This window comes from Pseudomonas sp. R1-15 (genome assembly GCF_051132085.1).
In the GTDB taxonomy this organism is placed as follows: Bacteria; Pseudomonadota; Gammaproteobacteria; order Pseudomonadales; family Pseudomonadaceae; genus Aquipseudomonas.
Map to the genome: position 1 here is coordinate 3,584,193 of NZ_CP071660.1, position 14,553 is coordinate 3,598,745.

Consider the following 14,553-nt stretch of genomic DNA (forward strand, 5'->3'; position numbering starts at 1 on the left):
TGGAAATAAAAGTTACGGCTCGATGTGACGGCGATTGACCTTGGCCATCGGCAAGGGAATCAGCTTGCCCACCGGCTCGCGCCGCGCCTGGCGTACCGGGCGCAAGCCGACCACGATCTTGCGCGCCACCAACAGATAGAAGCCGCCGCCGGACAATTGCCAGTCACTGGCCTTGCGCTCCCAGCCGGCCAGACGGGCCTGCCACTTGGGCGACGCAAGCGGCGGACGATAGCACCCGAAGCGGCGTTTCTCCAGCGCGAAGCCCAGCAGGTTGAGCCAGTCGCCCACTCGCGAAGCCGAGATGCAACGGGCCTGGCGCAGCGCGTCGCCGGCGAATACATGACGCAGCCCCCAACTGCTCCAGGGGTTGATGCCGATAATCAACAAATGGCCACCGGGACGCACGCTGCTGGCGGCCTCGCGCAACAGGCCATGGGGCGACAGGCAGAAATCCAGGCCGTGCTGCATGACCACCACGTCGGCGGCATGCTCGCTCAACGGCCAGGCCTGCTCCTCGCAGACGATCTCCACGCCAGGCAACGGCGCGCCCAGGCGTACGTTGCGCTGCACCTGCGGGGCCGACGGTGGGGTCTGCGCCGAGGGGCCGTAATGCACCAGGTAGCCGCCGAAGAACCGGCCCAACTCGTCTTCGAGCATGCGCCGTTCTTCTTCCAGCAGGAATTGCCCGACAGGGCCGGACAGCCATTCACGGGCGGAACTGATCAATGCCAGCCATTCAGGATCAGCCTGAGCGAACGCTTCATCGGTCATTGCATTCTCCAACGCGCCAGGAAGTTCTAAGATGCGCCTTTGTTTTGAGCTTGGCGAATTCAGCGATGATACAGATCAGTGCCCTGCCCGCGTTTACCGATAACTACATCTGGTTGTTACAGGATCACTCGACCCAGCGCTGCGCCGTGGTCGACCCGGGCGACGCCGCCCCCGTACGGGCCTGGCTCGACGCCCATCCGGGCTGGGTCCTGAGCGACATCCTGGTCACTCATCACCACCATGACCATGTCGGCGGTGTCGCGGCGCTGAAAAGCGCGACGAACGCCACAGTCTACGGGCCGGCCAGCGAAAACATCCCGGCGCGGGACATCGCCCTGGAGGACAACGCCAAGGTCAACGTGCTGGGCCTGGACTTCGATATTCACGCCGTGCCCGGACACACCCTTGGGCATATCGCCTACTACCATCGCGGCCTGCTGTTCTGCGGCGACACGCTGTTCGCCGCCGGTTGCGGCCGGCTCTTCGAGGGCACGCCCGAGCAGATGCACCACTCCTTGAGCCGCCTCGCCGCACTGCCCGACGATACGCTCGTCTACTGCACCCATGAATATACCCTGAGCAACCTGAAGTTTGCCGTCGCGGTCGAGCCGGCCAACCCGGACATTGCCGCGCGCCTGGAGAAAGTCACCGAGCAGCGCAGCCAGGGTGTCATCACCCTGCCGTCGACCCTGGCCCTGGAAAAGCTCACCAATCCGTTTTTGCGCACCTCTGAAACATCCGTTAAAGAAAAAGCAGACGAACGGAACGGCCAGCGTAACCAGACGGCGAGTGAGGTTTTTGCGGCCTTGAGGGCCTGGAAAGATAAGTTCTAAGCCCGCTATCAATTGATACAAAAATTCTGAATGGTTGACCTGTTGGGGTGCGCTTCCTAGAATCGGCCGACATTTTTGCCCGGAACTTACTTCCAGCCAATGTCGTCATCTATTCGCAGGTCCGTCCAGTCAGACACATTGACCCGCTTGGCTCAAGCCATCGCGGTGGCTGTGTCCGCCACGCTGGCCGGCTGCCAGAGCACCAGCCAGGTGCCGCAGGCCGATGTCGCGCATACGCCGAATATCGCCGCGCGAGCCAAGCAAAAACCCGTCTGGCTGACGGAAAAACCCAGCCCGCAAGTGCCCCAGGACGTCTGGGAACGCATGCGCCAGGGATTCCAGCTGCAGGAAACCGCCGGGGTCAACCCGCGCATCGAGCAGCAGCGCCTGTGGTTCGCCAGCAATCCTTCCTTCCTGGAAAACGCCGGCGAGCGCGGCAGCCTGTACATCCATTACATCGTCGAGCGCCTGGAAGAGCGCAACATGCCGCTGGAGCTGGCGCTGTTGCCGGTGATCGAAAGCGCCTACAACCCGATGGCCTATTCCCGCGCCAACGCGGTGGGCCTGTGGCAGTTCATCCCCTCCACCGGGCGTTATTTCAACCTGCGCCAGACGCGTTTCTACGACGGACGTCGCGACATCACAGCGTCGACCACGGCCGCCATGGATTACCTGACGCGCCTGCATGACATGTTCAACGGTGACTGGCTGCTGGCGCTGGCGGCCTACAACGCCGGTGAAGGCACGGTCAGCCGGGCCATCGAGCGCAACGAAAAGCTCGGCCTGCCCACCGACTACTGGAACCTGCCTCTGCCCAGCGAAACCCAGGCCTACGTGCCGAAGCTGCTGGCGCTGTCCCAAGTGGTACTGGCCCCCGATGCCTACGGCGTGAACCTCAACCCGATCGCCAACGAACCCTACTTCCAGGTCGTCGAGATCAACCAGCGCATGGACCTTTCAAAAGTCGCAGCGGTGGCGAACATCGACGAAGACGAGCTGTTCCAGCTCAACCCGGCGTTCAAGCAACGCACCACCGTCGACGGCCCACAACACCTGCTGGTCCCGACCTCCAAGGCACAGTTGCTGACCGCCAGCCTGTCAACCATGCGCCCGGAAGAACTGATCAGCCCGCGCTCGCTCAAGCCGGTCTTCGAAAACGCCGATGACAGCGAAGTGGAAGGTGTACGGCGCAGCTACCGGGTCAAGCGCGGCGACAACCTGGCCCAGATCGCCAAGGCCAACAACGTCCAGACCAAGGACCTGCAACGCTGGAACAAGCTCAGCGGCAATAAGCTCAAGGTCGGCCAGACCCTGGTCATGCAAGACGTCAAGGCCACCAAGGCAACCAAGGCCAGCGGCAAACGCATCAACACTGTCGTAGCCGCCAAGGGCAAGGAACAGAAGAAGCAGACCCAATACAAGGTCAAGCAAGGTGACTCGCTTTACGTCGTTGCCAAGCGCTTCAACGTCGAAATGCAGCACCTCAAGCGCTGGAACCCGCGCATGGGCAAGGCGCTCAAGCCTGGACAGATGCTGACGGTCTATTCCCCGCATTAACAGCGGAGCTCCCGTGGCGAGGGAGCTTGCTCCCGCTGGGCTGCACAGCAGCCCCAAAAGCAGCGACTCAATTCACCTGTCACACCGAGGTGCCAGGTTCACGGGTTGCTTCGCAACCCAGCGGGAGCAAGCTCCCTCGCCACAAAGGCACTCTCGCCACGGATCCAGGTAATCTGGCGCTTTGAGCCCCCGCCTTTTTCCTGCCGATACAAGCTGTTACTGTACAGGCCATAAAAGCCCAAGCCGCCTGGATCGGATCTCAGACTTGATACGTCCCCTCCTCCTGTTCCTGATCAGCCTGGCCTTGAGCTCCCCCGCCGGCGCCACCATCAGCGAAAGCCATGGCTATGCGCAGTTCGGCACGCTCAAGTACCCGGCCAGATTCACCCACTTCGACTGGGTCAACCCGCAAGCGCCCAAGGGCGGCACCTTGCGGGTCATGGCATTTGGCACCTTCGACACACTCAATCCGTATACCTTCAAGGGCAGCAGCCCGGTTTCAACGGCAAATTTCCTGCAATACGGCATCAATGAATTGAACGAGCCGTTGATGGTTGGCACCGGCCAGTACGCACCGTCCGGCGACGAACCGACGTCGAGCTACGGCTTGATCGCCCGATCCGTGGAATACAGCGAGGACCGTAGCTGGGTAGTGTTCAACCTGCGGCCGGAGGCGCGGTTCCATAACGGCGTGCCGATCACCGCTTATGACGTGGCGTTTTCCTACAGGACGCTGCTCAAGGAAGGTCATCCGCAATACCGCACCAACCTGCAGGAAGTGCTGCGGGTCGATATCCTCAACCCGCTGAAAATCCGCTTTGTCTTCAAGCGTGCGGGCAATCCCTTGCTGATTCTGCGCCTGGGGGAACTGCCGGTGCTGCCCCAGCACTACTGGAAAGACCGCGACTTCAAGGCGACCACCTTCGAGCCCCCCCTGGGCAGTGGCCCTTATCGCATCACCAAGGTGCAGCCCGGTCGCCAACTGGTCTTCGAACGGGTCAAGGACTACTGGGGCAAGGACCTGCCGGTCAATCGCGGCAAATACAACTACGACCGCATGGTCGTCGAGTTCTACCGCGACAGCGAGGTGGCCTTCGAAGCGTTCAAGGCCGGTGAATTCGATATCTACATCGAACACCAGGCCAAGAACTGGGCCAACGGCTACAACTTTCCGGCGATCAACCGTGGCGATGTGATCAAGGCGCAGATTCCCCATCAGATTCCGACCCAGACCCAGGGCCTGTTCATGAACACCCGGCGCAGCACCTTCGCCGAGGTCAAGGTGCGCGAAGCCCTGGGATTGATGTTCGATTTCGAATGGACCAACCGCACGTTGTTCAGCGGTGCCTACAAACGCACACTCAGCTATTACCCCAACAGTGAATTTTCGGCCACGGGCCTGCCCGTGGGGCACGAATGGCTGCTGCTCAAGCCCTATCGCGAACAATTGCCGCCCCGGTTGCTGACCGAACCCTTCAGTCTGCCTCGCACCGACGGTCGCGGCGTTCCGCGCGAGACACTGCGCAAGGCCCTGGGCCTGTTGAAAGAAGCCGGATGGACCCTCCACGGCCAGCACTTGCTGAACGCCGACAAGCAGCCCCTACGCTTTGAAATCCTGTTGGTGAACCCGAACCTGGAGCGCATCCTCCAGCCCTACGTCGAGAACCTCGCCAGCATCGGCGTCCAGGCCCGTCTGCGCACGGTGGACCGCGCCCAGTACAAGCAGCGCCTGGACCAGTTCGATTTCGACATGATCCTGCTGACCCTGAGCCAGACCCTCAGCCCGGGCCTTGAGCAATGGCAGTACTTCCACTCCAGCCAGGTCGGGATCAAGGGCAGTAAAAACTATGCGGGCATCGCCAACCCCGTGGTCGATCACCTGCTGGAGAAGCTGCTCGCCGCCCAGACTCGCGACGAACAGGTCGCCGCCGGCAAGGCCCTGGACCGCGTGCTGCTATGGCAGCATTACTGCATTCCCAACTGGTATCTCAATTATCATCGCCTGGCGTACCGCAACCGGTTCGCCTTCGTCACTACGCCGCCCTATACCCTGGGCCTGAGCGCATGGTGGCTGAAATCTTCGGAGAAAGATCAATGAAGCCTTTACGCGCCCTGCTCCTGCAGGCCAGCGGCCTGTTATTCGCCGGACTGGCCTGTGCCGCGCCGCAACACGCCTTGACGTTGTACAACGAACCGCCGAAGTACCCGGCCGACTTCAAGCATTTCGATTATGTAAATCCGGATGCCCCCAAGGGCGGGATATTCCGTCAGGGCGGGTTTGGCGGCTTCGACAGCCTCAACCCATTTATCAGCAAGGGCGTACCGGCCGATGATATCGGCCTGATCTACGACACCCTGGCCAAGCAAGGCCTCGACGAGCCCTTTACCGAGTACGGCCTGATCGCAGAAAAGATCGAGAAGGCCCCGGACAATGGCTGGGTGCGCTTCTACCTGCGCCCCGATGCCCGCTTCAACGACGGCCATCCGGTGCGCGCCGAAGACGTCGTGTTCAGCTTCGAGACCCTGACCAGGGACGGCGCACCGATGTTTCGCGGTTATTACAACGACGTCGCCGAAGTCGTCGCCGAGACGCCACTCAAGGTCCTGTTCAAGTTCAAGCACACCAATAACCGCGAACTGCCGTTGATCCTCGGTCAATTGCCGGTGTTACCCAAGCACTGGTGGGCCAACCGCGACTTCAACAAGGGCAACCTGGAGATCCCCCTCGGCAGCGGCCCCTACCGGGTCACCGAAGTGAAGGCGGGGCGTTCGATCCGCTACGAGCGCGTCAAGGATTACTGGGGCAAGGACCTGGCGGTCAACCGCGGCTTTTACAATTTCGACGTACTGACCACCGATTACTACCGCGACAACACCGTGGCCGTAGAGGCGTTGAAAGCCGGGCAATTCGATTTCTGGCTGGAGATGGCTGCCAAGAACTGGGCCAACGCCTACAACATTCCCGCCGTCAGCGAAGGCCGCCTGATCAAGGAACAGATCCCCAACGGCAACCCCACCGGCATGCAGGGTTTTGTCTACAACCTGCGCCGCCCGATCTTCCAGGACGTGCGGGTGCGCCAGGCGTTGAGCCTGTTGCTGGACTTCGAATGGACCAACAAGCAGTTGTTCCACGGTGCCTACGCCCGCACCCGCAGCTATTTCGAGAACTCGGAAATGGCCGCGACCGGCCTGCCCGGCGAAGACGAATTGAAGATTCTCGAACCGCTGCGCGGCAAGATTCCGGAACAGGTCTTCACTGAAACCTTCCAGCCTACGGTCTGCGATGGCAGCGGCATGATCCGCGACCAGCAGCGCAAGGCCTATCAATTGCTGCAAGAGGCCGGCTGGCGCATCGTCGACGACAAGATGGTCGACGCCCAGGGCAAACCGGTGGTGCTGGAATTCCTCCTGGCCCAGACCGAATTCGAGCGGGTGCTGCTGCCTTTCAAGCGCAACCTGAGCGACCTGGGCATCGAGCTGGTTATTCGCCGCGTCGACGTGTCCCAGTACATCAACCGCGTGCGCTCCCGGGACTTCGATCTGGTGGTGGGCAGCTTCCCGCAGTCCAGCTCGCCGGGTAACGAGCAGCGCGAGTTCTGGATGTCGGCTGCCGCGGACAAGCCTGGCAGCCGCAATACCATGGGCCTGAAGGACCCGGCCGTCGACCAGTTGGTGGAACAGTTGATCAACGCCGATTCGCGCAAAAGCCTGGTGGCCCATGCCCGGGCGCTGGACCGGGTGCTGCAGTGGGGCTACTACGTGATCCCCAACTGGCACATCAAGACCTGGCGCGTGGCCTACTGGAACCATATCGGCCACCCGAAAGTCACCCCGACCTACGACATCGGCACCACCACATGGTGGGTGAAGCCGGACGTCAAACCGGCCGACGAAGTGGAAAAACAAGTGATCGAGCAGCAAGTCGCCGCCCCTGTGAGCGTGGAGTAACCCGATGCTGGCTTATATTTTTCGGCGCCTGCTGCTCATCATCCCGACCCTGTTCGGCATCCTTCTGATCAACTTCGTGATCATCCAGGCCGCGCCCGGTGGGCCGGTGGAGCAGATGATCGCCAAGCTCGAAGGTTTCGAAGGCGCTACCAGCCGCATCGCCGGCGGCGGCGCGGAAGTGTCGGTGGCCGGCTCCTCCTACCGCGGCGCCCAAGGCCTGGATCCGGCACTGGTCAAGGAAATCGAGCGCATGTACGGGTTCGACAAGTCGGCCCCCGAACGCCTGTGGATCATGATCAAGAACTACGCCCGCCTGGACTTTGGCGACAGCTTTTTCCGCGACGCCAAGGTCATCGACCTGATCAAGGAAAAGATGCCGGTGTCGATCTCCCTCGGACTGTGGAGCACGCTGATCATGTACCTGGTGTCGATCCCGCTGGGGATTGCCAAGGCCACGCGGCACGGCAGCCATTTTGATGTGTGGACCAGTTCGGCGATCATCGTCGGTTATGCGATCCCGTCGTTCCTGTTCGCCATCCTGCTGATCGTGGTGTTTGCCGGCGGCAGTTATTTCGACTGGTTTCCATTGAGGGGGCTGACGTCGAACAATTTCGAAGAACTGAGCCTCGGCGGCAAGATCCTCGATTATTTCTGGCACCTGGCCTTGCCTGTCACCGCCCTGGTGATCGGCAACTTCGCCACCATGACGCTGCTGACCAAGAACAGTTTCCTCGATGAAATCAACAAGCAGTACGTGGTCACCGCCAAGGCCAAGGGGCTGACGCGCAACCGGGTGCTCTACGGGCATGTATTTCGCAACGCCATGCTGCTGGTGATTGCCGGTTTCCCTTCGGCGTTCATCGGGATCTTCTTTACCGGCTCGCTGCTGGTGGAAGTGATCTTCTCCCTCGACGGCCTCGGGTTGATGAGCTTCGAAGCCGCCATCAACCGTGATTATCCGGTGGTCTTCGGCACACTGTTCATCTTTACCCTGCTGGGGCTGGTAGTGAAACTGATCGGCGACCTGACCTATACCTTCGTCGATCCGCGTATCGACTTCGAAAGCCGGGAGCATTGAGATGAACCTCTCCCCTCTCAATCGTCGCCGTTTCGAACTGTTCAAGGCCAACAAGCGTGGCTGGTGGTCGTTGTGGCTGTTTCTGTTCTTGTTCGTCCTCAGCCTGGGCGCCGAGCTTATTGCCAACGACAAGCCACTGGTGGTGCACTACGACGGCGGCTGGTACTTCCCGGCCCTGAAGCGTTACCCGGAAACGACGTTCGGCGGCGAATTCCCGCTGGAGGCCAACTACAAGAGCCCGTATATCCGCGAGTTGCTCGCCGCCAAGGACGCCTGGGTCGTGTGGGCACCGATTCCATTCAGCTACCAGAGCATCAATTACGACTTGAAGGTCCCGGCCCCGGCACCGCCCTCGGTGGTGAACTGGCTGGGCACCGATGACCAGGGCCGCGACGTGCTGGCGCGGGTCATCTATGGCTTCCGCATCTCGGTGCTGTTCGCGCTCACGCTGACGGTGCTCAGCTCGATCATCGGGGTGATTGCCGGTGCGTTGCAGGGCTTCTATGGCGGCTGGGTAGACCTGGCCGGCCAGCGCTTCCTGGAAATCTGGTCCGGGCTGCCGGTACTCTACCTGCTGATCATCCTCGCCAGCTTCGTCCAGCCGAACTTCTGGTGGCTGCTGGGCATCATGCTGCTGTTTTCCTGGATGAGCCTGGTGGATGTGGTGCGCGCCGAGTTCCTGCGCGGGCGCAACCTCGAATACGTGCGCGCCGCGCGAGCGCTGGGCATGCAGAACGGCGCCATCATGTTCCGCCACATCCTGCCCAACGCCATGGTCTCGACCATGACTTTCATGCCGTTCATCCTCACCGGCGCCATCGGCACCCTCACCGCCCTGGATTTTCTCGGTTTCGGCCTGCCGGCCGGAGCGCCATCCCTCGGCGAGCTGGTGGCCCAGGGCAAGTCCAACCTGCAGGCGCCCTGGCTGGGCATCAGCGCATTCGCCGTGCTGGCGATCATGCTGAGCCTGTTGGTGTTCATCGGCGAGTCCGCTCGCGATGCCTTCGATCCGAGGAAGTGAAATGAACCAGGACAATCTGATCGAAGTACGCGACCTGGCGGTGGAGTTCATCGTTGGCGAACGCCGCCAGCGCGTGGTCGAGGGCATCAGCTTCGACATCAAGCGCGGCGAAACCCTCGCCCTGGTGGGTGAAAGCGGCTCGGGCAAGTCGGTGACGGCCCATTCGATCCTGCGCTTGCTGCCCTACCCGCTGGCCCACCACCCGACCGGGACCATCCAGTACGCCGGCCAGAATCTGCTGGGCCTGAAGGAAAAGACCATCCGCCATATCCGTGGCAACCGGATCGCGATGATCTTCCAGGAGCCGATGACTTCCCTGAACCCGCTGCACTGCATTGAAAAACAGCTCAATGAAGTGCTCGGCATCCACAAGGGCCTGACCGGCAAGGTCGCCACCCGTCGCTCCCTCGAGCTGCTGGAACTGGTCGGCATCCCCGAACCGCACAAACGGCTCAAGGCGTTGCCCCACGAACTGTCCGGTGGCCAGCGTCAGCGGGTGATGATCGCCATGGCCCTGGCCAACGAGCCGGAACTGCTGATAGCCGACGAACCGACCACCGCGCTGGACGTCACCGTGCAGTTGAAAATCCTCGATCTGCTCAAGGATTTGCAGGCGCGCCTGGGCATGTCGCTGCTGCTGATCAGCCACGATTTGAACCTGGTGCGAAGAATTGCGCATCGTGTATGTGTCATGCAGCGCGGTTGCATCGTCGAACAGGCATCGTGCGCAGAGTTGTTCCGCGCGCCGCAACATCCGTACACTCGGGAATTGCTCGCCGCCGAGCCCAGCGGCAACCCGGCGACCAACGTGGTCGGCCCGCCGCTGCTGGAGGTCGAGGACCTGAAAGTCTGGTTCCCGATCAAGAAAGGCCTGTTCAAGCGCACGACGGATTACATCAAGGCAGTGGACGGAATCCGCTTCAGCCTGCCCCAGGGCCAGACCTTGGGCATCGTCGGCGAGAGCGGTTCCGGCAAGTCCACGCTGGGGCTGGCGATCTTGCGGTTGATCGGCAGCCAGGGCGGGATCCGCTTCGAGGGCAAGCAGCTCGACAGCCTGTCGCAGCAGCATGTCCGGCCGTTGCGCCGGGAGATGCAAGTGGTGTTTCAGGACCCGTTTGGCAGCCTGAGCCCGCGGATGTGTGTGAGCCAGATCGTCGGCGAAGGACTGCGGATCCACAAGATCGGCACCGAAGCCGAACAGGAACAAGCGATAATCGCGGCATTAAAGGAGGTAGGCCTGGACCCGGAAACCCGGAATCGCTACCCCCACGAATTTTCCGGAGGGCAACGGCAGCGCATCGCCATTGCCCGGGCCCTGGTGCTCAAGCCGGCGTTGATTCTGCTGGACGAACCAACGTCGGCCCTGGACCGTACCGTGCAACGCCAGGTGGTGGAGCTGTTGCGGTCATTGCAAACCAAGTACAACCTGACGTACCTGTTTATCAGCCATGACCTGGCTGTCGTCAAAGCGCTGAGCCACCAGTTGATGGTGGTCAAGCATGGCCAAGTGGTCGAACAAGGTGATGCCCGCAGCATATTCGCCGCGCCGCAACACCCCTATACACAGCAGTTGCTGGAGGCCGCTTTCCTGGCCCCGACAACTGCCGAATAACCTGAAAGAGGAGCAACACATGGGTTTTCTCGCCGGTAAGCGCGTACTGATCGTCGGTGTCGCCAGCAAGCTGTCCATCGCATCCGGCATCGCTGCCGCCATGCATCGCGAGGGCGCTGAGCTTGCCTTCACTTATCAGAACGACAAACTCAAGGGTCGTGTCGAAGAGTTCGCGCAAGGCTGGGGTTCGAGCCCTGAGCTGTGCTTCCCGTGCGACGTCGCCAGCGATGAAGAAATCGCCAAGGTCTTCGAAGAACTGAGCAAGAAGTGGGATGGCCTGGACTGCATCGTGCACTCCGTGGGCTTCGCCCCGGGCGACCAACTGGATGGCGACTTCACCGAAGCCACCACCCGTGAAGGTTTCCGCATTGCCCACGACATCAGCGCCTACAGCTTCGTGGCCCTGGCCAAGGCCGGTCGCGAGATGATGAAAGGCCGCAACGGCAGCCTGCTGACCCTGTCGTACCTGGGCGCCGAGCGCACCATGCCGAACTACAACGTCATGGGCATGGCCAAGGCCTCCCTGGAAGCTGGCGTTCGCTACCTGGCCGGCTCCCTGGGCCCGGACGGCACCCGCGTGAACTGCGTATCTGCCGGCCCGATCCGCACCCTCGCCGCTTCCGGCATCAAGAACTTCCGCAAGATGCTGGCCGCCAACGAAGCGCAAACCCCGCTGCGTCGCAACGTCACCATCGAAGAAGTCGGCAACGCCGGCGCCTTCCTGTGCTCGGACCTCGCGTCGGGCATCAGCGGTGAAATCATGTACGTGGATGGCGGCTTCAACACCACCGCCATGGGCAACATCGAAGAGTAAATCTTCACGTTGCAATAAAACGCCGCTTGCCCTGGAAAGGCCAAGCGGCGTTTTTTTATGCCCTGCAAAATCACCTGTGGGAGCGAGCTTGCTCGCGATGGCGGGGTTTCAGTCGACAGGGATGCTGAATGTACTGGCCTCTTCGCGAGCAGGCTCGCTCCCACAGTGGTTCTGCGCCATCCGGAGTGTCAGGCAAAACACAAAATCCTGTGGGAGCGAGCTTGCTCGCGATAGCGGTGCATCAGTCGACGGGGATGCTGAATGGGCTGGCCTCTTCGCGAGCAGGCTCGCTCCCACAGTGGAGCTGCGCCATCCGGAGTGTCAGGCAAAACACAAAATCCTGTGGGAGCGAGCTTGCTCGCGATAGCGGTGCATCAGTCGACGGGGATGCTGAATGGGCTGGCCTCTTCGCGAGCAAGCTCGCTCCCACAATGGAGCTGCGCCACTAGGAGCATCCAGGCACAACACAAAATCCTGTGGGAGCGAGCTTGCTCGCGATGGCGGTGTTTCAGTCGACGGGGATGCTGAATGTACTGGCCTCTTCGCGAGCAGGCTCGCTCCCACAGTGGTTCTGCGCCATCCGGAGTATCCAGGCACAACACAAAATCCTGTGGGAGCGAGCTTGCTCGCGAAGGCGGTGTTTCAGTCGACGGGGATGCTGAATGGGCTGGCCTCTTCGCGAGCAAGCTCGCTCCCACAATGGAGCTGCGCCACTAGGAGCATCCAGGCACAACACAAAATCCTGTGGGAGTGGGCTTGCTCACGAAGGCGGTGGATCAGTCGACGGGGATGCTGGATGGGCTGGCCTCTTCGCGAGCAGGCTCGCTCCCACAGCGGTTCTGCGCCATCCGGAGTGTCAGGCACAACTCGAGACCGTGTGGGAGCGAGCCTGCTCGCGAAGACGGTGGGTCAGTTGAGGGTGATGTCGGGGGGCAACTCAATCAGTTTGGGCTATTGCGCCGTCCCTGCTTCTGCGCATACATCGCCGCATCCGCCTCTGCCAGCAGGCTGTCGATCGACTCATGCCGCTCGGGGTCGTATTCGATCTGGCCCACGCTGAAATCGATGTCATAGCCGCGCTGCAACGTTATGTTGCGCTCTTCGAGCATTTCCCTGAGCCGTGCCATGATCGCCGTCGTCTCGACATGGGAAGCGCCGGTGAGCAAGGCGACAAACTCGTCTCCGCCCATGCGACCGATCACGTCGCTTTCACGAAAGGCAATGCGCAATACGTCGGCGAATGTCTTCAGCGCGCCGTCACCCTCGGCATGCCCGAAGCGATCGTTGATCGGCTTGAAGTCGTTGAGATCGAAAAACAGCAGTGTCGCCGGCCGCGAAAGACGGCTGCAGACACTCAGCGCGTGCTGGGCCAGGGTCATGAAGCCGCGCCGATTGGACAGCAGCGTCAATTCATCCATGCTGGCCATCTGCACGGCCACCAACTCCTGCTCGGCCATGCTCGCCAGATCGCGCAGCAGCTCGCGTTCGTCGTCGTTGAGGGTGCGCGGCCGGGTGTCCAACAAGCACAGGGTGCCCATCTTGCTGCCATCATCCAGCCCCAGCGGATGCCCCGCATAGAAGCGGATGCCAGGTTGGCCCTTGACCAACGGATTATCGTGGAACCGCACGTCCTGTTCCGCGTCGCAAATCTCCAGGATCTCGTCCTGCAAGATCGCATGCCCGCAGAACGACACCTCGCGCGGGGTCTCACTGGCTTCCAGGCCGGCGCTTGACTTGAACCATTGCCGATTGGCGTCCACCAGCGACACCAGGGCGATCGGCACGTTGAACAGACGCCGGGCAAGACGGGTCAGGCGGTCAAACCGCTCCTCGGGTGGGGTATCGAGCAGCTTGAGCGACTGCAATTGTTTGAGGCGAACGGCTTCGTTGTCAGGTTTGCCTGGCGCAAGCATCGGTAACTCCGTTGGCGGAACTCATCAGAGTCTAGCGCAGACCGGAGCAAACTCGAACGGGCATTTTCCGGCACGGACGCATACACTCAGGCACAGCCAATAAAACAGGACATTGCCTGATGAAACCCGCCAACCACGACGCCGCCCCACGTTTCTGGCGCGACGCGGCGCTGCCTTTCATCGAGGCCCGGGCCATCGCCGATGGGCGCAAGGTCTGTTATTCGCGTCATTCCCATGATCACTTTTCCATCGGCGCAATCACCGCCGGACGCAGCACCTACCTGCACGAACAATCGCGGTTCCAGGTCCAGAGCGGCACGGTAGTGCTGATGAATCCCGGCGACGTCCATGCTTGCAACCCGATCGACGATCAGCCCTGGTCTTATGTGATGCTGTATGTCGACACCCAATGGCTGCGGGATCTGCAACGCCGTATCGGCTTTGACCCCTCGCTGGACTTCCAGGCATTCGGCACAACCCATAGCCGTGATGTCGCGCTTTTCTCCGGCCTGTGCGGGCTCTACGAAACGCTGGTGGCTGAACATATCGATACCAGTGGCAAGCAAGTCGCCGCCGAAGTGTTTTTCACCGATCTCCAGCATCGCCTCAACCCGGCCGGACGTCCGGAGCGTGGCAGCCACCCGGCGCTGATGCGGGCGGCGCAGTTCATTCACGACCATTGCACCGAAGCCCTCAAGCTCGACGATATCTGCGCCTTCGCGCAGCTTTCGCCATCCTATTTGAGCCGGGCTTTCAAGCGCCACTACGGCATGACACCGCATGCCTTCCTGATCAACCGGCGCATCCAGTTCGCCCGCCGTCAACTGCGCGAGGGCAAGCTGATTGCCGATGTGGCGCTGGACAGCGGGTTTGCCGATCAGGCGCACTTCCAACGGGCGTTCAAGCAACACCTGGCGGCTACACCCGGGCAATACCGCGGCTGACGTAGCCACTTGACTCCGTGGCGAGGGAGCTTGCTCCCGCTGGGCTACGCAGTAGCCCCAAA

General features: G+C 61.5%; 11 protein-coding genes. 9 read left to right on the top strand and 2 right to left on the bottom strand.

The genetic code is table 11. The features are described from left to right. Nucleotides 1-12: 12 nt before the first annotated feature. A complete protein-coding gene (locus J3P97_RS16190) occupies nucleotides 13-771 on the bottom strand; it encodes a class I SAM-dependent methyltransferase (protein ID WP_434573601.1) in 759 nt (252 codons plus the stop codon). 65 nt (nucleotides 772-836) lie between these two features. Between J3P97_RS16190 and gloB the strand changes: the two genes are divergently transcribed. The 8 genes from gloB to fabI all read left to right on the top strand — a co-directional run bounded on the left by gloB (nucleotide 837) and on the right by fabI (nucleotide 11,634). Beyond that, nucleotides 837-1,604, top strand: a complete 768-nt coding sequence (gloB, locus tag J3P97_RS16195; RefSeq protein WP_434601101.1) for a hydroxyacylglutathione hydrolase — start codon at nucleotides 837-839, stop codon at nucleotides 1,602-1,604. Nucleotides 1,605-1,703: 99 nt separating this feature from the next. Further along, nucleotides 1,704-3,161 carry a transglycosylase SLT domain-containing protein gene (locus J3P97_RS16200; protein ID WP_434601103.1) on the top strand — a complete coding sequence of 486 codons (1,458 nt, stop codon included), beginning with the start codon at nucleotides 1,704-1,706 and terminating at the stop codon, nucleotides 3,159-3,161. Between the two features lie 265 nt (nucleotides 3,162-3,426). Next, the gene (locus J3P97_RS16205; RefSeq protein ID WP_434672255.1) at nucleotides 3,427-5,259 is read left to right on the top strand and encodes an extracellular solute-binding protein; all 1,833 of its coding nucleotides are present in this window, start codon (nucleotides 3,427-3,429) and stop codon (nucleotides 5,257-5,259) included. After that, a complete protein-coding gene (locus J3P97_RS16210) occupies nucleotides 5,256-7,109 on the top strand; it encodes an extracellular solute-binding protein (RefSeq protein WP_434672256.1) in 1,854 nt (617 codons plus the stop codon). The genes J3P97_RS16205 and J3P97_RS16210 overlap by 4 nt, the downstream gene beginning before the upstream one ends. Before the next feature lie 4 nt (nucleotides 7,110-7,113). Continuing rightward, a complete protein-coding gene (locus J3P97_RS16215; protein WP_434573593.1) occupies nucleotides 7,114-8,187 on the top strand; it encodes a microcin C ABC transporter permease YejB in 1,074 nt (357 codons plus the stop codon). A 1-nt stretch (nucleotide 8,188) separates the two neighbouring features. Next, nucleotides 8,189-9,208, top strand: a complete 1,020-nt coding sequence (locus J3P97_RS16220) for an ABC transporter permease (RefSeq protein WP_434601109.1) — start codon at nucleotides 8,189-8,191, stop codon at nucleotides 9,206-9,208. A 1-nt stretch (nucleotide 9,209) separates the two neighbouring features. Then, nucleotides 9,210-10,820 (top strand): ABC transporter ATP-binding protein, encoded by a 1,611-nt coding sequence (locus J3P97_RS16225; RefSeq protein WP_434672257.1) that lies wholly within the window; start codon nucleotides 9,210-9,212, stop codon nucleotides 10,818-10,820. A 19-nt stretch (nucleotides 10,821-10,839) separates the two neighbouring features. Next, entirely contained in the window at nucleotides 10,840-11,634 is a 795-nt protein-coding gene (gene fabI, locus J3P97_RS16230) for an enoyl-ACP reductase FabI (protein WP_003202751.1), read from the top strand. Between the two features lie 941 nt (nucleotides 11,635-12,575). Here the strand turns inward: fabI and J3P97_RS16235 are convergent. Further along, complete coding sequence (locus J3P97_RS16235; RefSeq protein WP_434672258.1) at nucleotides 12,576-13,547, bottom strand: sensor domain-containing diguanylate cyclase; 972 nt, start codon at nucleotides 13,545-13,547, stop codon at nucleotides 12,576-12,578. Nucleotides 13,548-13,666: 119 nt separating this feature from the next. Between J3P97_RS16235 and J3P97_RS16240 the strand changes: the two genes are divergently transcribed. Next, the gene (locus J3P97_RS16240) at nucleotides 13,667-14,491 is read left to right on the top strand and encodes an AraC family transcriptional regulator (protein WP_434672259.1); all 825 of its coding nucleotides are present in this window, start codon (nucleotides 13,667-13,669) and stop codon (nucleotides 14,489-14,491) included. The last annotated feature ends 62 nt before the right edge of the window (nucleotides 14,492-14,553 follow it).